This is a genomic window from Ectothiorhodospira shaposhnikovii, assembly GCF_022227765.1.
Classification (GTDB): domain Bacteria; phylum Pseudomonadota; class Gammaproteobacteria; order Ectothiorhodospirales; family Ectothiorhodospiraceae; genus Ectothiorhodospira.
This window is the reverse complement of record NZ_JAJMLZ010000002.1, coordinates 44,442-63,727: the sequence shown is the minus strand read 5'-3', so window position 1 is coordinate 63,727 and position 19,286 is coordinate 44,442. Positions and strand designations below refer to the sequence as shown.

Below are 19,286 nucleotides of genomic sequence, written 5' to 3'. Positions count from 1 at the left end.
TCAGAAAGTGGACGTGATCGGTTATTTCGGCCCAGATGCCTGAAAGGTGTTGAATAATTCCTCAGCTTTATCCTTGGCTTCAGCGAGGGTTGATGCCGAGGCACATATGTTTTCTCCTGTATGCCAAGCATCACGGAAATTGCCGATCTTACGATAGTTATTATCTAGAACCACATGGGGAATACCCATTAAGGTGCAGAGAATGTGTGCATGTAGTCGGTCTGTAATGACAACATGGCCCGAACTCAGAATGTCGCAACCACGCTTGAGGCGTTCCTTGGCCAACTGATGGTAAAGCCGACGCTTGATACCATAGAGTATGGATGATCGACGCGGATATTGAATTTGTATTCTTTCGATGACTTTTGTGATCTGCTGGGTACGGGATGGCGATTCGTCGATCCAGTCGACAATAAGGGTATCTCCCAGTGGTGCTGGAAAAGCTTCGTCGTTGATTGCTTCCTTGTCCGTTCTCAGCAATCCAACCACGGGGTAGCGTGAGGGGGTGGTACGAGGCAGGTGGCCGAGGCAGAGAGCCATATCCGGACACAGATAAGTGGGGCCTTGATGAAGTCGTTGCCCCTGCTCCAGACTGTCATGATCACGAACCAGCAAGTGAAAATCCGGGTGGCCGCTGAAGGTGTCTCGGCACTGATCCGCGTTGGTTGCATCCCTGAAATGAATGGACTGAGGCAGTTGGATAATACGGTGTTGCCGGTAATGTCCGATGAGCTTTTCCCGCAGGGCCTGATGATGGGGCCAGAGATCCCCCAGATTGCCACCGCCTTGTATGAGTATGATCGCTGAGTCTGGCAAGTCAGGAAGGCCATAGTGCCGGATGCCGCAGTCTTCCACCGCGACCGTATGAAGATCGGGACGCTTGCTTAAAAAGGCCTCTTCCCCCAGCCAGATTGCGCTATCACCAACATTTGAATAATTTGGAAAATCGAACAGCGCTACGGGAGAGCCGTGGGCTATCAGCGGGTCCAGAATGTCATGCACCAGTGCGGCATACTTTAGTGCTTGAGATCCAAGGGCGGTAGTGGATTCGAAGTTATCTGATGAGTTAGACACGCTGATCTCGGGAGTGGAGTGCGACAAGCGATCCATGTCAGCCTCTATGATTAGTGCGAGTGCGCTGCTGTGGGCTCGAGTTTCGTCGATTTTTAGGATGACCCTGCCATCTCATGCGCTTCACCGTTTTGCTTTATAGGTCGTGACTTTTAGGTAATTGAAGCACTAGGAAGGGTTTTTGTGTGGCTGATATTGAGGGTTCGGATGTTTCTTTAGTATGGTTTTTTTTAAATTCCATTCATGGTCAATGTACACTGTACAATATTGACGATCAGGTACTTTTGTCGTCCCGAAGAATACCGAGTCTTCGACCGTGAAGCGCAGTGCGTTCCCAATCTGATCCAGTGCCCTGCCATGTGAGGCGACACGAATTGCTACCCGGTATTCTCCCAGTGGTAGCGGGCATCTGGGGATGTGGCAGCTAAGGATGCCCTGGGTGCCGGTTTGGCGTATTGAGAAATTTTTGAGCCCAGTGCTCACGCTGGTGATGGCAGTGCCGGTATCATTGTAGATGGTGAAGGTGAGTGACAGATCATCCAGGTTTTCGCTGGAGTCATACTCGAAACATAGTGTGGCGGACTCCCCCGCGATGAGTGACTCAGTCCGACTGCCTTGGCCATTCAGAAGGTAGCCCGATGTCAATCGCAAGGGGCCGCTTTGCTGACGCTCGGTGTTTTCATTAGAAAAGGCATTAGCACTACTTGACATCAGGCTTGAAAGATACCGTCCAATAACTTCCTTGGTATTTCCTTCATCAATGAGTTCTCCATTCCTGAGTGCAATGGCTCTGGAGCAGAGGTTTTGGACGGCAGCCATATTATGGCTTACGAATAGCACGGTGCGTCCGCTGCCCGCAACATCCTGCATTTTTCCCAAGCACTTTCTCTGAAATTCGGCGTCTCCTACGGCCAAAACTTCGTCAATGATAAGTATTTCCGGTTCCAGATGCGCTGCCACGGAAAAGGCTAGCCTAACCTTCATGCCGGATGAGTAACGCTTGACGGGTGTGTCTAAGAAGCGGCTGACTCCGGAGAAATCTACGATTTGCTCGAATTTTTCATCTATTTCCCGTTTTTTCATTCCCAGGATAGTGCCGTTCATGTAAATGTTTTCCCGTCCGGTAAGCTCCGGGTGGAAGCCGGTGCCAACCTCAAGTAGGCTTGAGACACGTCCGTGGATTTCAATGCGGCCTCTGGTGGGGTCAGTAATGCGGGACAATATCTTGAGCAGTGTCGACTTGCCTGCGCCATTTCTCCCCACAAAGCCGATGACTTCTCCTGATTGGACTTCTAAGTTAATGTCTTTAAGTGCCCACAGGATGTCATCCGATGTATTGTCTGTCGTGAATGTATCCAGACGTCTTAGGCGACGCAAATTTTTCAGAGGGGCTTTAATAAGAGCGGTGGTCGCCTGGACCAGGGTTTCAGGACGTTCTGCCTGGGAGCCAAGGCGGTAAGCTTTGCTTAATCCCTCAATCTTGATGACGATATCCTTCATGAGAAGGCTGTTTCTCCGGGGTGCGTGTAGGCGAAAATTAGAAGATTCCAGTTGAATTCTTTTGCTTTTGGGATTCAGGCAACATCTGCAAAGACGTGCTCCTTACGGCGGAAATACATGACTCCTGAAATGAACATGAGGACGGAGGTGGTCAAGCCGATGAGGATAAAATCCCAAGGTAATGCCCGAGTACCGAGTAGGGCTGCACGAAAACCTTCAATGACACCTACCATCGGATTCAAGGCATACAGGAGACGGTAGGCTTCAGGAATGGCGCTGGCTGGGTAGACTACAGGGGCTGCATACATGAGTAATTGAACGCCAAAGCTCATACCGTAATTAATGTCCCTGTACTGAATGGCCAAGGCTGTGAGCCATAAGCCCAATCCAGCAGCGGAAAGCGTCATGATCAGCACCAAAAGGGGAAGAAATAGTACGTCTGATGTGGGCATGATTCGGTAGGCAGCCAAGAGTAAACAGAGAATTACGAAGGCAATGAGGAAGTCTACGAGGCGGGCGCCGATAATTGCCATGGGCAAAATGAGTCGGGGGAAATAAATTTTACTGATGATCTGAGCGTTTGTGATCATGCTGGCCGTGCCGTCTGTAAGGCAATTGGAAAAGTAGGTCCATGGAACCAGCGCGACAAAGGCGAATACCGCATAGGGTGCTCCGTCCGACTCAACTCCCATCAGCCGGCCGAAAATGATGGTGAATACGATCATGGTTGCAACCGGCTGGACTACTGCCCAGCCGATGCCGATGGCACTTTGTGCATATCTTACCTTGATGTTTCTCCATATCAAAAACAGGAAAAGGTCCTTGTATTCTCTGAGTTCCCTCCAGTTGATCAGCTTCCAGCCGGTATGGGGTTCAATCACGGTGCGGTGAGGTGGTGCTGGTTCGTTCATCTTTCTGCTGTCCGTGTCGGCATGGCCATATTTGGGCATGGGGTCTTCTGGATGGTGGATGGGTGGCGTGATTTGCGTGCGGTCAATACTTTTGGGGCAAAAACGTGATCTGATTAGCATTTTGCATGGGTCCGCATGGGGATGCAATCACGGCAATGGGCGGTTTTAAGGTCGCATAAGGGCTGGCTACTGCCCAAGATCGGTATCTGATGCCGCCTTGGGCAGGTACATGCACGGCTGGTCGAGTTAAAGTACCATGCTGTTTCGATACCTCTCAATCGATTAAACAGGAGGTAGTCATGGGGGAAGTATCCAGTTTGATGATCTCGGTGATCCTTTGTACCCGGAACCGGTCGACGCAACTCCTCGGGACGTTGGCCAGTCTGGAAAGGCAGGATTTTCAGCATCCCTGGGAATTGATTGTCGTGGATAACGGTTCAACGGATGATACGGATCAAGTCATCCAAAATTTTATGGCGAAGACAAGGATTTCTATCCGGGCCGTATTTGAGCCTGCTGCCGGTTTGTCGAAAGCCCGTAATCGGGGGATCACTCATGGTAAGGGAGCATTCCTTGCCTTTACGGATGATGATTGCTACCCAGATCCAGGTTGGCTATCCATGATATATAAATGTTTTTTACAAGAAGATGTTGATTATTGTGGTGGCCGTCTGCTGCTTTATGATCCCTTGGATCGCAGAGTGTCCATTCAGGAATCTGAGGATAAGCAGAAAATACCTGCTGGCCAGTTTGTTGGGGCAGGTTTGATTTTGGGTGCGAATATGGCTTTCAAGCGTGAGGCAATTGTAGGCTTGAGGGGCTTTGATGAGCGCCTAGGTGCTGGAACGCGATTCTGTTCAGGAGAGGATACGGATATGTTTCGTCGGATGTCGATAGCGGGTTTTGATGGAATCTATGAGCCGGGGCTGGTCGTATATCATCATCATCAACGGCGCACTGATGAAGCTGAAAAACGTCTGCGGAGCGGTCATTCCCTGGGTAGAGGAGCCTGTATGATGAAATACTGTTTGTATGCCCCGGCCAGAAGTATGTATTTGCGTCATTGGTATTGGAGTCTCCGTAGGGCGGGATTCAAGGAAGGGTTTTCAGAGGTTTTTTCCGGGGTGCGATTCGCTTTTTCTTATGGGCTAAGACCTGATGCGGTATGGAGACATCCTAGTTCTATTGATCCAGTAATTAAGTAGCTATCTGATTACGCATGTGGCTCAGTTAGCTTTGGGATTTGGTAAGATATTCACCGGGTCTGGTCAGCGGGTTTTGCTTATATTGTAAATGCCATCTTGAACTAGTGGTGTAAGGGGCGAGGTCATGAGTCATGAGTCTGAGATTTATGATGAGCAGTTTTATGATCAGCATCGAATGCGAAAAGGCTACCCCTTTATAGCTGGGTTTCTTTTTGATGTTTTTAGGCCAAAGTCTGCCGTGGATTTTGGTTGTGGAATAGGTAGAACTCTATTTTTCTTGAAGTCTTTTGGGGTGGATGTAATCGGGATTGAGTCATCCAATGCTGCTCAATCTTCAGCTCAGGTTAAGATCTTACCTCTTGACCTATCGGAGCCTGTGGATTTGGGCAAGAGATTTGATCTTGTGATATCTATTGAGGTTGCAGAGCACCTTCCAGAGTGTAAGGCAGCCCTCTTTGTGGAAAGCCTGACAAGACACGCGAGTGAAGTAATTTTTTTTACAGCTGCGCAGGTCGGGCAGGGTGGAACAGGGCATGTGAATTGCCAATTCAAAGAATATTGGGCGGCTAAATTTATGTCACATGGGTTTCGACGCGCTAGGTTGTTTGAGTGGGTGATGAAATTTGCGATTTACCCATTGAGTTGGGAAATGCCGTGGGTCTCGAATAATGCGCAAATTTTTTTATGTTCAAATTATCCCATTAGATACGTGTTGGCTAGGTTGCCAGTGTATATTTATGAGGCGATTTTCTGGCGTTTCAAAATTAGTCGTCTAGGTGGGGGAGAATATTGGTTGCCAAGAAGACTTAGGCGTGGTGATTGTGGGTCCATTTAAAGGGTTCCATAAAAAATATCCTCGAAGGTATGTCATGCCCCAAGCCTCTCAATCTGATGGGCGCTCGCCAGGAATATTAGTGCTTTAGGTTTGGTGATGGAGAGCTTTGGTGAAGGGCGAGTTAGACAGTTGTTTGACAAGAGAGTCGTATGCGGGTTTTTGTTTTGATGCGGTTGCAGGAGCTTAGTCTGGTGGCGGATTGCTAAAGGGCTCTTTATGAGAATTATTCATGGGTCAAAATTTGATTTAAGGTGGTGGTTTGTTAAGTGTTTTTTGAGTTATCAGAGTGGAGGTTTTTCTGAAGCGATTTCGCAACTCGGGTTGCGGCGAGATGATGTGGTGATGATTCATTCATCATGGCGCACTAACAACGGTTTTGTAGGGCGACCGACCGACATGATCGCAACGCTTAGGGATGTTGTTGGGATAAATGGCTTGTTGGTTTTCCCTTCTCTAATTTATCAGAATGAAAGTTCTAAGGAGTTTCTCATCCGCAACGTAGCAATGGATGTCCGACGCAGCCCTTCCCAGATGGGACTGTTGTCCGAAGTGTTTCGTCGAGGCAAGGGCGTGCGCAGGAGCCTGAGTCCAACACACCCACTGCTGGCATGGGGGCATCGCGCCGAAGAATTTCTGGTGGGTCATGACGAGGCCCTGGTCCCTTTCGGGCCGCAATCGCCCTTTGGCCGTCTGCTGGAGTGGAACGGCAAGATCCTCACCATTGATGCCCCTTTTTCCACCGTGACCTTTACCCATTTCCTTGAAGATCGGATTGCGCAGACGCTACCGGTTCCATTGTACGAGCCTGAACCCATGGAAGGAACGGTGATTGATTACGAGGGTGTGGCTCGCAAGGTGCCTGTCAAGGTGCTCAGCGCCACTGCCAATCGCCTGCGTCGGGATGACCTTCTGGAGGCAGAACTGCTCAAAGAGGGGGTGTTGAAGCGCCGACGGGTGGGCAATACCCGGCTTGGCCTGCTGGATTGCCGGGCCATGACGGAGGTGGTGGACCATATGGTGGCTACCGGACGGCATTTTTTCGATTCACCGCAATGATTCCGCAGTTTTTTTTGCGCTGCTCCCCGCAGGGCAGCACAATAACCGGTTTCCAGGGCGCCTCTTGAGCCCATGAACCGGTAACGCATCGGTGCCGCCGGTGCCCCAGACAAGCCAGGGTGTGGATATGGCGATTACGGATACATTGCGTCAATACGGCCGTGTGATGGGAGACAGGCTGGGCATGGGGCTGCATGCCCCGGGAGAGATTCGGGATCACCTGCGGGGGGCAATGGATTGGCTCAAGCGCGCCCAGGATGCGACGCCCGATGCCGGTGTGGCCCAGACTTGGTTGGTGCGCTCCCGCCGCTGGGCGCCGTCCTACCCCGAGACCACGGGCTACATCCTGCCCACTTTCTACCGCTTTGCTCACCTGACCGGGGATATGGATGCCCGCGGCCGTGCCCGGGCCATGGCCGACTGGGAATGCGAGATCCAGTTGCCGGAAGGCGGTGTGCTGGCCGGTGCACTGGGCAGTTCGGATCAACCCACCATCTTCAACACCGGCCAGGTGCTGTTTGGCTGGGTGCGGGCATTTGAGGAGGAAGGCGAGGAACGCTATCGGGAGGCGGCCCTCAAGGCGGCTGCCTGGCTTTGCGATGTACAGGATGAGGACGGCTGCTGGCGGCGTTTCGGGTCGCCGTTCACGACCACGTCCATGAATACCTATAACACTCGCTCTGCCTGGGGCCTGGCCCGGGTCCATCGCATCACTCAGGAACCGCGTTTTCTGGCGGCGGCGGTGCGCAATCTGGAATGGGCGCTGTCCCAGCGCCATGACAATGGCTGGTTACCCCACAACTGCCTGCAGGACGACGCCCAACCCTTCCTGCATACCATTGCCTATGCCATGCGCGGATTCCTGGAAGTGGGGGCCTACGCACAGCGCGAGGATTTCCTGCACCAGGCCGTCACCATGGGGAACGCGGTGCTGGCCTCCTTGCCGCCGGATGGCTTTTTACCGGGACGATACGATGCCCGCTGGCAACCGACGGTGACCTGGTCCTGCCTGACGGGCAATGCCCAGATCGCCATCAACTGGGGGCGCCTGCACCAACTCACCGGCGAGGAGCGGTTCCGGGAGGCGGTCAGCCGGGTGAATGGCTTTACCCGTCGGACTCAGCGCCTTCACGGCGGCATCCCGGATGAGCGCGGTGGGATCAAGGGCTCCCATCCCATCAATGGTGGCTACCATCCCTGGCAGTATCCCAACTGGGCCGCGAAGTTCTTTGCCGATGCCTTGATGATGGAAGAATCCATCCTGGCCGGTTCTGGACGCCCCGCCATACTGTCCACCGACGCCGACTGGTCCTGAGCCCATGGAATCCGTGCACTGGGTCCGGGGCCGACCGGTCAACCTGATTCCCAAGCGCCCCGCGACGATCCTGTATCTGGAGACCGGCGTGGGGTTCGGCGGGGCGGTGATCAGCCTGCGTACCTGTCTGGAACACCTGGACGAGGCGTGTTTTCGTTCCGTGGTGGTGCATTCTCTGGATGATGCCAAGTTTGCCTCTTTCCCCCCGGCGGTGAAAACGATCCATCTACCGCGACGACACCGCATTGGGAGTGGCCGTCGGCGCCCCCTTTGGCAACGGCTGGATGCGGAGATATTCCGCTATGCCCACCACCTGGCCCGTATTGCCCGCACCGAGCGGGCGGATCTCATTTATCTGAATAATGATTTCATCGCCAACATGGCCGGTGTGATAGCGGGCCGTCTGGCCGGATGCCCGGTGGTGCTCCACGAACGCAATATTCCCAGCCCGGATTCCCGGCTGGCGGTGTTTCTCACCCGCTGGGTCAGCCGTTTCCTGGCCATTTCCGGTCCTGTCCGTCAGGGGTTGCTGGATCTGGGCGTGGCGCCCGAACGAATCACCATGGTGCCTGAGGGGCTGGATCTGGCCCGCTATGCCGCCAGGGATGCCGCTCAGGTGAAGGCTCTGCGGGAGCGGTTGGGCGTGGGGCCGGAAGATCCGATGGTGGTGATGGCCGGCATGATCATGGACTGGAAGGGACAGCATGTGCTGATCCAGGCTGTGCCCAGTGTCCTGGCCGTCCATCCCCGCGCCCGTTTCGTCCTGATCGGTGAAGCGCCCCCCGGGCGCGATGACTATCTACGCGCCTTGCAGCAGCAGGTGAACGAGATGGGTCTGGCGAACGCAGTATGTTTTGCCGGGTATCAGGACGACGTGCCGCTGTTCATGCAGGCCGCGGATGCGGTGGTGCATGGGTCGGTATCGCCGGAGCCGTTCGGTCGGGTGGTGATCGAGGCCATGGCCATGGGCACGCCGATCCTGGCCACGGACATCGGCGCGCCGCCGGAGATCATTCGTGACGGTAAAACCGGTTTCCTGGTGGCGCCCGGTCAGCCCATGGCCCTGGCGGAGGTACTCAACCGGGTACTGGGCGATACCGACCTGCGGACCCGGATGGGACGGGCGGCTATGAAGGAAGTGGCGCGCAAGTATTCGGTTCAGCGCCATGCGGGTCTGATCCAGGCCGTGTTCGATGAATTGCTGACACCGGATTTTTCCTTGAATCTTTATTTGGGGTGAGTGTGCTCATGACTGCCAGGCCGCATCGCCGGGTGTTGATCGTGGCGGTGGAGTTTCCACCGGTGAAGGGAATCGGCCGGTTGCGGCCACTCAAGTTCTGTCAACATTTGCAGGCGCTGGGGTGGGAGACGGCCGTGTTGACCCTGACGGAAGGGGGCATGCAGCCGGTGGACCGGACCACCCTGGATGAAATCCCCGATGGCACCCGGGTGTTCCGGGTGCCGTTGCCCCGCCCCCGGGAGCGCCTGGTGCTGGCCGTCAAGCGTTTGCTGGGGCTTGGCCGACCAGTGGATGCGGAGGCGACCGGGACGGTGCCGGGGAACGACTCTGTGCCGGGGCCGGGCACCCATGCGGTGTCGGCTTCCGGGCTGATCTCCTCCGTCAAGCGAGGGGTTGCCTGGATGGATCGTTTTATCCATCGGCATGTGCAGATCCCCGATGATCTGGTGCTGTGGTGGCCGCCGGCGGTCCGGCAGGGTGTCAGGATCGTGGATGAGTTTCGGCCCGACGTGATTCTGGCCACGGCCCCTCACTTCACGTCCTTGATTGTGGGGGCACATCTGTCCCGACGGACGGGAGTGCCCTGGGTGGCGGATTACCGGGACCTGTGGACCGGGGATGTGTTGCGGGCCTGGGTGCCTGCCTGGCGCCAACGGCTGGAACTGGCCCTGGAGCGGCGGTTGGTGTCCACGGCAGGGGCGGTGGTGACGGTGTCCGGCCCCAAGACCGAGGTGATGCGCGGTCGCCTGCCCCGATTGCCGGATGAGGCCCTGGTGACCATCACCAATGGGTATGATCCGGAGGAGTTCGATGAGGTCGAGCCGGAAGGGCAGACGCCAGGTGTGTTGCGCATCGTCTATGCCGGGCGTTTGTTCAAGAACCGGCGGGGCTATGAATTGCTGGAAGCGGCCGGGGGACTGTTGCGGGAGCGGCCCGATCTGGCGGGACGTTTCCAGTTTGAATATTACGGCGGGCGGGCGCCGGAGATCGTGGCGCGCATGGATGAACTGGTGACGCGGCATGGGCTGGAGCCGGTGTTCCGGTTCTTTCCCGATGTCCCTTACCGTCGCTCCAAGGCTCTGCAGAAAGGGGCGGATGTGTTGCTGCTGATCGTGGATGGGGGCGAAACCACTTCAGGGGTCATCCCCGGCAAGTTGTTTGAGTATATCGCCGCCGGGCGACCCATCCTGTGCGTGGCCGAGGAAGGCGCCACCCCGGAGATCATCCGCCGGGGGCGACTGGGATGGGTGGAGCGCCCGGGGGATGTGGCGGGCATCCAGGCACGTCTGGCCCGGATACTGGATGCCGAAGACGGGGTGTTTGATCCGGACCAGGACTATGTGCGGGGATTTGAGCGGCGCCATCTGGTGACGCGTCTGGCGCGGGTGCTGGAACAGGTGGCGGCCGGCGGACCTCGCTGATGGATGCCCCAATGAGCCGGGTGCGGGTCTTCGAGAGTCTGGCGGCCCTGCCCGTGGCGTGCCGGGCATTGTTCGAGCAGGCTGAGTGCCGTCATCCCTTCTGTACCTGGGCATGGTTTGAGTGCCTGATCGCCCATGGACTCAATCCCGATGACGCGCCCCGCTTCCCGGTGGCCTTCGATGCCGGAGGGCAGCCTGTCTGCGTGTTGCCGTGTCTGGTGTCCCGGGCGCGGCCGCGGCGCTGGCGGGCGTTACAGAATTACTATGCCCCCATGTATGGGCCGGTGATGGCGGCGGGATCACGCGGCGAACAGGGCTTGCGGGCGATTGTCCGTCATCTGCGTTCGACGCCCGGGCTGTGTGAGGGGCTGGACCTGGGACCCCTGTGCCTCCAGGGGCCGATGATGGGGCGGGTGGAGCAGGCGTTACGGGACGAGGGTTTCTTCGTGAAGCCCTATTTTCGTTTCGGCAATCGGTATCTTCCCACCATGGGCATGGACTGGGTTACCTATCTGGCCGGCCGGCCCGGGCACCTGCGCAGCACCCTGCAGCGCAAGGGGCGGCGACTTCGGCGTCTGCATGGGGTGGCGTTTCATCTGTACCGGCAGGTGGATGACGTGCCGGTGGCGGTTGCCGCCTACGAGTCCGTGTATGCCGTGAGCTGGAAACGGCCTGAACCTTTCCCCGATTTCATGCCGGGCTTGATCCACATGGCCGCGCGGACGGGAATGCTGCGCCTGGGGGTGTTGACGGTGGACGAGGCCCCGGTGGCTGTTCAGCTCTGGCTGCGTCATCAGGGGCGTGCCCATATCTACAAGCTGGCCCATGATCCGCGCTTTGAGGCCTTTTCCCCCGGTACTCTGCTGACGGCGCTCATGATGGAGCGCATGCTGGATGATGAACGGGTGAGTGAAGTGGATTTTATGACCGGGGATGACCCTTACAAAGCGGACTGGATGCCCCACCGCCGGGAGCAGTGGGGCATCCTGGCCCTGAATGTGCGTACCTGGCGGGGTGCCTTGCTGATGCTCAGGGAGCGTGTCGCGACATGGGGCGGTCGGTTGTTGCGGCGTGGCTGGCCTGGACGTTTTCCGGCGTCCTGACGAAATCCCTGGGCGCGGGCGATGAGGATTCGTGGCCCGGGTTTTCGGTGCCAACCTGTTGCGGGGCCGGCGCCTCCACGGTGTCCAGTTCCCGGCGCAGGATGATAGTGATGGCCACCATGGCGAACATCAGGTCGAAGTAGGCACGGTCCAGGAAGGCGCCGGCTACCAGGTATCCGAACAATCCTACCTGCATGGCCCAGGCAAACTGGCCCATCCACTCCTTGCCGGGGATATGCCGGGATTGCCTGCGTATCCGGTTCAGGGTGAGCAGGGTGAATAGGATCATGGTCATGAAGACCGCGAATCCCCCGAATCCGTGGTGCCCGATAACCTGGAAATACAGGCTATGGGCCACGCGGGCGGTGTTGGGGTGCCATGGTCCTTCAAAATTGGCGTAGCTCATCCAGACGCTGTTGGGGATATAGACGTTGTTGAAGCCGGCGCCCAGCAGAGGCCGCTCCACCGCCATGTTCCAGTTGACGCCCCAGGCCTGGACCCGCTGCATGGCGGAATGGTCTTCTTCATAGGTCTGGATGGTCTGCCAGCGGCTGACGAGCCGCTCGGGCAGGGTCACGCCGATGACGGTGACGGCCAGGACCGCTGCCAGGATCAGGCTGCCCTTTCTTCTCATCTTGAGGAACATGAACGGGGCGATGGCCAGGAGGCCCAGCAGGGCACCCCGGGAGTAGGTGAAGATGATGGCGGCCGCCGTCAGCCAGAATACGCTGTAGGCGGCATAGCCGGCGATCTTGGGGGAGCGGGACAGGATGCCCAGATCCACCCAGTTTTCCCGGAACATGCGGGCGATGATCAGCAGCATGGGCAGGACCATGATCATCGCTAGACCCAGGTCCGTGTTGCCCGCGATGAAGCTTCTCTGTGGCCCCAATACCATGTGAGCCCCTCCAGTGAGGATGGAAAACAATCCTCCCTTGAAGCCGTAGAAGCCAATGGAGCCGGCCACCACCAGGATCAGCAGCAGGGTGCGGGTCCGGCCGTAGATCAGCATGGGGGTGACGAAGGTCATGAGCAGGACTTTCATCACCGTGTCCCACTGGACCCAGGCCATGTGGCTCCAGGCGAAGTAGGTGGTCATGGTGATGTAGCCGGTGAAGATCACCAGGACGACGATCTCGCGGGTGAAGGGCAGGGGTTTGCGGTCCCTTGTGAGGACCAGGGCCGCGAGGGTGACCACCCCCACCATCATGGCTACCGGCATGTCGGTGATGAAGGTCCAGCCGAGTCGGTGGGGGTTCATGAGCCCGATCCAGTACCACATGAGTACCCCGATCCAGGGCATGAACAGGATGAAGGGCAAGGACCCGCCGATGATGATGAGTAGCAGTATGTCGCGCATGGCTATGTCGGAGTCATGGGGGCGGGAGCGTTTCGGGTGGCTCGGATAGGTTGTCCAGCCATGATGCCAGAGTTCGGGTGAGTTGACGCCGGGAATACCGACGAATGACCTCCGAATCCGGGCCGGGCGGGAGTCCGGCATCCATATCCTTCAGCAGGGTCAGCAGTGTCGGAGCAATCTGCTCGGGCTGGTCCAGGGGGGCCAGGTGCCGGTAGCCCATGTCTTTCAGGGTCCGGGCGGTGTCGCCTGCCGGGTCCGTCAGCCCCAGCAGCGGGCGCCTGGCCCGGAGGTATTCATAGAGTTTGGCCGGTATCTGCTGGTTGCAGTTGGCCGCCTGCAGGATGAGCAGACCGTCGGCCCGCAGCATTTCTTCCAGGGCCTCCCGGTAGGGCAGTGGGGGCGCCAGTTCCACCAGGGGTTGCAGTTGGTAACGGTCGATCAGTGTTCGCAGGTGGTCGCCGTTATGGTGAGCCCGCAGACGCAGGATGAATCGGTCCGGGTGGAGGAGGTCCTGTTGGCGGAGGGTCTGCAACGCCTGGAACAGGTGGGTGGGGTCGCGCTCGTTGCGGTAGACGATGCCGCTGTGCAGGAGGGTGATTCGGCCGGGGTGCAGGGGGCCCTTGGCGGCAGCCTGTTCATCGAGTCCGGCGAAGTTTTCTTCGGCGTAGCCGTTTTCGATCAGTTTGAATGATTCACCCGGGTAACGGGGGTAGCGATCCCGGTAGAAGTCCAGGGCGCCCGGCGTGGTGAAGCTGACGCCGGCGGCGGCACTGAATACCTGTTCTTCGATGCGCTTGAAGGCGGCCCAGGTGGCTGGATCTTCGGGGTAGCCCTCGTGGGCCATGGGGTCCCGGAAGTCGGCGATCCAGGGCAGGCCGCTGGCCCGGTGCAGCCGGTAGCCGATGGCATGGGCGGTGGCGATGGGGTAGGTGCTCCAGATGATCCGGGGGCGATAGGTCCGAATGAGTTGTCGGCCGCGATGGAGGGCGGCGGGAAGCCAACTGATCCAGCGATCCGGACGGGCCAGGCAGGCAGGATAGCGTCCCGCCAGGGCGAAATGTCGAGCGCTGTCGAAGGCTTGGGCTCGGATGACCGGGACGTGTGCGGGGATGTCACGGAGCAGGTCGGGGTTGGTGTTCGGGTAGGCGCGAGGATGGACGGTGAGCACGATGGGTTCCCAGCCGAACTCGGGCAGGTGACGCACGAACTGCAGGGTTCTCTGGATGCCGCTACTGCCCGTCAGGGGCGGGAAGTGATAGGCAATCATGAGGATGCGCCGGGATGGGTGCGGTCTGGCCACGGGTTGGGTTTCCGGGGGGCTGAGCAGGGCCTTGGCTATGTTAGCATTCCTTTTTGTTGTTGATCCTGACTCTAGACCATGGAGCGTTGTCCTTGGATACCCAGAAAGAAGTCCTGGCGGTGATTGATGAAGTGCTCAGTCTTGGTGGACGGGCGATGACCTTCGACGCGGATAGCCGGTTGTTGGGGGCATTGCCGGAGTTTGATTCCATGGCGGTGGTGAATCTGATCAATGGACTGGAGACGCGCTTCGATTTTTTCATTACCGATGATGAAATCGAGGGAGAGACCTTTGAGACGGTTGGTTCTTTGGTGAACTTTGTCGAGGCAAAACTCGCGGATTCCGCTTGATGTGAGGGTGTTGGCCATGCAGCGGGAGGCCTTTTTTCTGGGGCACGGTACCGGACGGCGCTTTTGTCTGGTGACCCGACCCGAGGGGTGTCCTGTTGGCGGGATCATTCATGTCCCGGCCTTTGCCGAGGAACTGAATACATCCCGCCGCATGATCGGTCTGGCGGCACGGTCCTTTGCCCGAGCAGGTTGGGTGGTCCTGCAGATGGATCTCCATGGCTGCGGCGACAGTGCCGGAGACTTCGGGGAGGCACACTGGGATTCCTGGCTTGAGGATCTGGACAGGGCCTGGGCGTGGATGGACGCGGACTGTGCCGGTCCCCGGGTGTTGTGGTCCTTGCGGGCGGGCGCATTGCTGGTGGCGGACTGGTTGAAGGGCACCGAGAGATCGGTGCCTTTGCTTTTCTGGCAACCGGTGACGCAGGGGCAGCGGCAGTTGAACGAGTTCTTGCGGCTCAGGGCCATGGCCGGGATGCTGGAGGGCGGAGAGGCCTCGGGAGTGGTTGAGTCGCTCAGGCTGGCGCTGGAAACTGGTGAGGGGGTGGAAGTGGCGGGATATTCTCTTGGGCCGGCGCTGGCGGCGGGGCTGTCGGCTGCCGAGTTGGTGCTACCGGAGGGGTTTCAGGCTCCGGTGGGGTTGTTGGAGGTGGCCGCCGGCGGCGTGCCGGGGCGAGGTGTCCAGCGTCTGGCGCAGGCATGGCGGGCGCTGGAGGTGCCGGTATGGGTGTCGGCAGTGGATGGCCCACGGTTCTGGCAGTCACGGGAGATCATGGTGGCACCCGCCTTGTGTGATGGGTCTCTGGATTTTCTGAAGTCGCTGGAGGCAGTCCGGTGAGTACGTTTACCGAGCGGGCGCTGTGTTTTCCCTGCGGTGATGATGAGTTGCTGGGGGTGGCGGCGGTGCCGGATGGGCCGGTCGGCGATGTGGGGGTGATCGTGGTGGTGGGTGGCCCCCAGTATCGGGTGGGGAGTCATCGCCAGTTTCTATTGTTGTCCCGGTATCTGGCCGGTGCCGGGTTTGCCTGTCTGCGCTTTGATTTTCGTGGCTGTGGGGATGCTACGGGCGAGTCGCCCGGGTTTGAGTCGGTGGACGACGATATCCGGGCCGCGGTGGATGCCTTGCTGAAGGCGGTGCCGCGGGTACGGCGGGTGGTGCTCTGGGGGTTGTGTGATGGTGCCTGGGCAGCGGGTGTCTATGCCCCCAAGGATGCCCGGGTAGCCGGGCTGGTGTTGCTGAATCCCTGGCTGGGTGAGGTGGGGGAGGATGCCGGTGTGGTGTTGAAGCACTATTACCTGGGGCGTTTTCTTGATCGGGGATTCTGGCGCAAGGTGTGGCGTGGGCGAGTGTCCTGGCACCGATCCGGTGGTGAGTTGCTGGGCCTGTGTCTGCGTGTGTTCAGACGCGGTGATGGGGTAGAAACCGGTGCTTCCCTGTCCGGGCAACTGCGGGACGCCGTGTTGCGGTCGAAGCGGCCGGTACTGTGGTTGCTCAGTGGCCGTGATCTGGTGGCCCGCCGGTTTGAGCGGACCGTTGAACAGGACCCGGTTTGGTCTTCATTGCTGCGGCAGGGGCAGGTGATGAACATCGAGGGGGCCGATCACACGTTTTCCCGCGCGCAGTGGCGGGATCAGGTGGCGGCAAGCACCCTGCGCTGGCTGCATGCCCTGCAGGATCCGCCGCCGCCCCCGGCAGCGCGTGTGCCTACGTCCGATCCGGCGACCACCCCTTGAGTACGGCGGCGATACGTTCCGCGGCCTTGCCGTCCCAGTATTCGGGGATGCGTCCGGACTTTGCCGGTTGTGCCAGCGCCTGGGTGACGGCTCCCATGATGGCTTCCGGTTGGTTGCCCACCAGGGTGTTGGTGCCCTCCGTGACGGTGATGGGCCGCTCGGTGTTGTGGCGCAGGGTGATGCAGGGAATGCCCAGGGCGGTGGTTTCTTCCTGTATGCCGCCGGAGTCGGTGAGGACCAGGCGGGCCTCCCGCATCAGGCCCAGCAGTTGCAGATATCCCAGGGGCGGAGTGCACAGGACGCGACGCGGGGCCAGGGTGTCCAGCAGGCCGAATTCCATCAGACGGCCACGGGTGCGCGGGTGAATGGGGAAGATGATGGGCAGATCACGGGCGATGCGGTTGATGCAGTCCGTGATGCCGGTCAGCACGGTCCGGTCATCCACATTGGAGGGGCGGTGCAGGGTGAGTAGGGCATAGCCCGCGGGTGAGTCGATGAGTCCGGCATCCAGGCCCTGGGCCTTTAGGGTGTCTGACGCCGGTATGGCCTGGCGCAGGTTGTAGTGCAGGGTGTCGATCATCACGTTGCCGACGAAGTGCACCCGCTCCGGGTCAATGCTTTCTTGTTTTAGGTTGTCCAGGGCGCTGCGCTCGGTGGTGAATAGCAGGTCGGAGATCTGGTCGGTCAGAACTCGGTTGATTTCTTCGGGCATGGTGCGATCCCGGCTGCGCAGCCCGGCCTCCACGTGGATGACGGGGACACCTTTCTTGGCGGCTACCAGGGCGCAGGCGATGGTGGAGTTGACATCACCCACCACCAGGATGGCGGCGGGCTGATGCTGATCCAGGACCGGTTCCACCCGACGCATGATCTCCGCGGTCTGCTGGGCGTGGGTGCCCGAGCCGACTTCCAGGTTGATGTCCGGGTGGGGGATGCCCAGATCGCGGAAGAAGGCGTCATTCATGTCGGCATCGTAGTGCTGACCGGTATGCAGGAGCAGGGCCGGTATCTCTGCCGCGGCGAAGGCCCGCATGATGGGGGCGATCTTCATGAAATTGGGGCGGGCGCCGACGACGCAGAGGATGGGGCGGATGGACGACATGAGGTCTCCTTGGCTTTGGGCGCCCGGGTCAGGCAGTTCGAGATGTCCCATGGCGCAAGGATGGTAGCTTAACCCGACAGGGATTTTTCGGCGACGGGCGGTGGTCCTTAGCTGGGTGCGCTGTAGGCAGGTCGCTGTCTTGGGCTGAATTTGTAATTATGCTCCAGATGAGAAAAGTGCCACTGGTTGGGTGGCCTGTCGATTCGGAACAACAGGTTCAGCGTAAACGGATATGGGATGTTCTGCCATATATTCGGACGACCGCCCGATCATGATATTTTGGATGGAGATCTCCATTGGCTGATGTGCCTCGAAAGGGAGTTAATTTTGCGGTGGCTGCCTGGTTGTCACTCCTGGCGGTGCTCTATGCCACCTTGATGCCGTTTGATTTCGGTAACCAGAGTGTTGCCCAGGCCTGGGCACATTTCACCAGTCTGGATGTCCCGCAAATGCGTGCCTCGGCGCGGCAGCAGTGGGTGGCCAACATCCTGATGTTTGTGCCTCTGGGGCTGTTCTGGACGGCCTGGTTGTCCGGTTATGTGCGCGGTTTCCTGGGGCGTTGCCTGGTGGGGCTGTTCGTGGTCCTGCTGGCCCTGGCGACCACGGCGATGGTGGAGTTCCTGCAGTTCTGGTTGCCCCGGCGAGAGCCGTCCCTGCTGGATATGAGCGGCAACTTCATTGGTGGCGTGGTGGGCGTGCTGGCATGGTATGGATTGTCGGGGCCGGGACGCCGGTGGTTGGCGACGCTGCGCCAGGGTGGGTTGACCGCGTTGCGAAGAGGGTTGGTGATCTATGGGGTGGCCTATGTGCTGTTTGCCTGGTTGCCGCTGGATTTCATCGTTTCCTGGCAGGAGTGGGTGGGTAAGCTGGAATCCAATGGCTGGGGGCTTTGGCGGGCGCCCGTCTCTGAGGATGCTGGCCTGCGCTGGTGGGTGCTGCGGAGCATGATTGTGGTGATGACCCTGCCTGTCGGTATCTTGGTGGGGTGGTGGATGAGGGAGCATTTTGCGGCTGTCTCGGGCTGGGGGAGATTCTTCCTGTCCGTGGTTGCCGCAATGATGTTTGGCGTGTGGGTGGAAATCGGGCAGTTTCTGACGATTTCCGGCATTGCCGAGGGTGGGTCTGCACTTTCCAGGGCGCTGGGGGTGCTTCTGGGGATCGGGCTGTTTGTGTGGCGCGGTCATTTCAGTCCGGGCCGGCTGCGCCATCGGGCGCGGCCGGTGGTGATGCTTTCGTTGATCCCTTACCTGGCGCTCATGGTGTTGCTCAATCTGGGCGGAAAGGGGTTTGTTCTGGAGGCGGGGGAGGTATCGGCCAAGCTGGAATCGATGCGATTCTTGCCGTTCTGGTATCACTATGTGGTGCCCGAGGCGGTGGCAATCGGCAGTGTACTGCTGCATCTGATGATGTATGCCCCCGTGGGCATCATGATGTGGCTGTGGCGTTGGGGGCCGTGGGGCGTCACACCCTTGGGTGGTCCATGGGTCGCTGTTGCGTTGGCGATGACGCTGGCCGTCGTGATGGAGTCGGGCAAGCTGTTCATGGCGGGGCTGAGGCCGGATCCCACAAGTGTCTGGATTGCGGCGGCGGCGGCTTGGGTGGGCTGGCAGGCCTGTGGGGCGGTCTGGTGGGGCTTGCGGGGGATTCGGGATTATCCTGCCCCGGAGCGCCCTCGTTCAGTGAGGCCGGTGACGGATTTTCCAGGGATTGAGCCACCGGATCCGGGGTTTGTTCGGGGGGGTGAATCCGGATGGACTGGGGGACGATGGCGAGTCTGAATGTGTCG

Annotated in this window: 17 protein-coding genes; 11 read left to right on the top strand and 6 right to left on the bottom strand. The window is 58.9% G+C overall.

The genetic code is table 11. The annotated features are described in order from the left end of the window. Positions 1-21: 21 nt before the first annotated feature. From LQD11_RS02935 to LQD11_RS02925, 3 genes are all read right to left on the bottom strand, one after another. The gene (locus LQD11_RS02935) at positions 22-1,110 is read right to left on the bottom strand and encodes a polysaccharide pyruvyl transferase family protein (protein WP_238616186.1); all 1,089 of its coding nucleotides are present in this window, start codon (positions 1,108-1,110) and stop codon (positions 22-24) included. Positions 1,111-1,239: 129 nt separating this feature from the next. After that, entirely contained in the window at positions 1,240-2,571 is a 1,332-nt protein-coding gene (locus LQD11_RS02930) for an ABC transporter ATP-binding protein (RefSeq protein WP_238616185.1), read from the bottom strand. A gap of 74 nt (positions 2,572-2,645) precedes the next feature. Further along, a complete protein-coding gene (locus LQD11_RS02925; RefSeq protein ID WP_238616184.1) occupies positions 2,646-3,521 on the bottom strand; it encodes an ABC transporter permease in 876 nt (291 codons plus the stop codon). A 260-nt stretch (positions 3,522-3,781) separates the two neighbouring features. Between LQD11_RS02925 and LQD11_RS02920 the strand changes: the two genes are divergently transcribed. The 7 genes from LQD11_RS02920 (at position 3,782) to LQD11_RS02890 (ending at position 11,657) form a co-directional block, all read left to right on the top strand. Continuing rightward, positions 3,782-4,687, top strand: a complete 906-nt coding sequence (locus LQD11_RS02920; RefSeq protein WP_238616183.1) for a glycosyltransferase family 2 protein — start codon at positions 3,782-3,784, stop codon at positions 4,685-4,687. Between the two features lie 124 nt (positions 4,688-4,811). Continuing rightward, positions 4,812-5,522 (top strand): class I SAM-dependent methyltransferase, encoded by a 711-nt coding sequence (locus tag LQD11_RS02915; protein WP_238616182.1) that lies wholly within the window; start codon positions 4,812-4,814, stop codon positions 5,520-5,522. Between the two features lie 216 nt (positions 5,523-5,738). Continuing rightward, entirely contained in the window at positions 5,739-6,578 is an 840-nt protein-coding gene (locus tag LQD11_RS02910; protein ID WP_238616181.1) for an AAC(3) family N-acetyltransferase, read from the top strand. A 127-nt stretch (positions 6,579-6,705) separates the two neighbouring features. Beyond that, on the top strand, positions 6,706-7,893 hold the full coding sequence (locus LQD11_RS02905; protein WP_238616180.1) for a hypothetical protein: 1,188 nt from the start codon (positions 6,706-6,708) through the stop codon (positions 7,891-7,893). 4 nt (positions 7,894-7,897) lie between these two features. After that, positions 7,898-9,133, top strand: coding sequence for a glycosyltransferase family 4 protein (locus LQD11_RS02900; RefSeq protein ID WP_238616179.1), 1,236 nt, complete (start codon positions 7,898-7,900; stop codon positions 9,131-9,133). Positions 9,134-9,141: 8 nt separating this feature from the next. Further along, on the top strand, positions 9,142-10,554 hold the full coding sequence (locus LQD11_RS02895; RefSeq protein ID WP_238616178.1) for a glycosyltransferase family 4 protein: 1,413 nt from the start codon (positions 9,142-9,144) through the stop codon (positions 10,552-10,554). After that, entirely contained in the window at positions 10,554-11,657 is a 1,104-nt protein-coding gene (locus tag LQD11_RS02890; RefSeq protein ID WP_238616177.1) for a GNAT family N-acetyltransferase, read from the top strand. Before LQD11_RS02895 ends, LQD11_RS02890 begins: the two co-directional genes overlap by 1 nt. Here the strand turns inward: LQD11_RS02890 and LQD11_RS02885 are convergent. Both LQD11_RS02885 and LQD11_RS02880 read right to left on the bottom strand, forming a co-directional pair. Then, a complete protein-coding gene (locus tag LQD11_RS02885; protein ID WP_238616176.1) occupies positions 11,584-13,017 on the bottom strand; it encodes a putative O-glycosylation ligase, exosortase A system-associated in 1,434 nt (477 codons plus the stop codon). The two genes, LQD11_RS02890 and LQD11_RS02885, sit on opposite strands and share 74 nt — an antisense overlap. A gap of 13 nt (positions 13,018-13,030) precedes the next feature. Then, a complete protein-coding gene (locus LQD11_RS02880; protein WP_238616175.1) occupies positions 13,031-14,317 on the bottom strand; it encodes a glycosyltransferase in 1,287 nt (428 codons plus the stop codon). Between the two features lie 92 nt (positions 14,318-14,409). Here LQD11_RS02880 and LQD11_RS02875 point away from each other — a divergent pair, with 92 nt between their 5' ends. From LQD11_RS02875 to LQD11_RS02865, 3 genes are read left to right on the top strand one after another with little or no spacing between them, the layout of a single operon-like run. Further along, a complete protein-coding gene (locus LQD11_RS02875; protein ID WP_238616174.1) occupies positions 14,410-14,667 on the top strand; it encodes an acyl carrier protein in 258 nt (85 codons plus the stop codon). 1 nt (position 14,668) lies between these two features. After that, entirely contained in the window at positions 14,669-15,502 is an 834-nt protein-coding gene (locus LQD11_RS02870) for a hydrolase 2, exosortase A system-associated (protein WP_238616173.1), read from the top strand. Next, positions 15,499-16,398 (top strand): hydrolase 1, exosortase A system-associated, encoded by a 900-nt coding sequence (locus tag LQD11_RS02865; protein WP_238616172.1) that lies wholly within the window; start codon positions 15,499-15,501, stop codon positions 16,396-16,398. Before LQD11_RS02870 ends, LQD11_RS02865 begins: the two co-directional genes overlap by 4 nt. On the opposite strand, the gene wecB is transcribed toward LQD11_RS02865, so the two are convergent. Next, a complete protein-coding gene (gene wecB, locus LQD11_RS02860) occupies positions 16,370-17,500 on the bottom strand; it encodes a non-hydrolyzing UDP-N-acetylglucosamine 2-epimerase (RefSeq protein ID WP_238616171.1) in 1,131 nt (376 codons plus the stop codon). The two genes, LQD11_RS02865 and wecB, sit on opposite strands and share 29 nt — an antisense overlap. 332 nt (positions 17,501-17,832) lie before the next feature. On the opposite strand from wecB, the gene LQD11_RS15680 reads away from it, so the two are divergent. After that, the gene (locus LQD11_RS15680) at positions 17,833-19,278 is read left to right on the top strand and encodes a VanZ family protein (RefSeq protein ID WP_238616170.1); all 1,446 of its coding nucleotides are present in this window, start codon (positions 17,833-17,835) and stop codon (positions 19,276-19,278) included. Positions 19,279-19,286: the final 8 nt, after the last annotated feature.

Excerpts from the sequence above, each read along its gene's own strand:
- LQD11_RS02905 (WP_238616180.1), top strand. The coding sequence starts at position 6,706 with ATGGCGATTACGGATACATTGCGTCAATACGGCCGTGTGATGGGAGAC.
- LQD11_RS02885 (WP_238616176.1), bottom strand. The coding sequence starts at position 13,017 with ATGCGCGACATACTGCTACTCATCATCATCGGCGGGTCCTTGCCCTTC.
- LQD11_RS02935 (WP_238616186.1), bottom strand. The coding sequence starts at position 1,110 with ATGGATCGCTTGTCGCACTCCACTCCCGAGATCAGCGTGTCTAACTCA.
- wecB (WP_238616171.1), bottom strand. The coding sequence starts at position 17,500 with ATGTCGTCCATCCGCCCCATCCTCTGCGTCGTCGGCGCCCGCCCCAAT.
- LQD11_RS02895 (WP_238616178.1), top strand. The coding sequence starts at position 9,142 with ATGACTGCCAGGCCGCATCGCCGGGTGTTGATCGTGGCGGTGGAGTTT.
- LQD11_RS02910 (WP_238616181.1), top strand. The coding sequence starts at position 5,739 with ATGAGAATTATTCATGGGTCAAAATTTGATTTAAGGTGGTGGTTTGTT.
- LQD11_RS02890 (WP_238616177.1), top strand. The coding sequence starts at position 10,554 with ATGGATGCCCCAATGAGCCGGGTGCGGGTCTTCGAGAGTCTGGCGGCC.
- LQD11_RS02930 (WP_238616185.1), bottom strand. The coding sequence starts at position 2,571 with ATGAAGGATATCGTCATCAAGATTGAGGGATTAAGCAAAGCTTACCGC.
- LQD11_RS02900 (WP_238616179.1), top strand. The coding sequence starts at position 7,898 with ATGGAATCCGTGCACTGGGTCCGGGGCCGACCGGTCAACCTGATTCCC.
- LQD11_RS02920 (WP_238616183.1), top strand. The coding sequence starts at position 3,782 with ATGGGGGAAGTATCCAGTTTGATGATCTCGGTGATCCTTTGTACCCGG.
- LQD11_RS02925 (WP_238616184.1), bottom strand. The coding sequence starts at position 3,521 with ATGCCCAAATATGGCCATGCCGACACGGACAGCAGAAAGATGAACGAA.
- LQD11_RS02915 (WP_238616182.1), top strand. The coding sequence starts at position 4,812 with ATGAGTCATGAGTCTGAGATTTATGATGAGCAGTTTTATGATCAGCAT.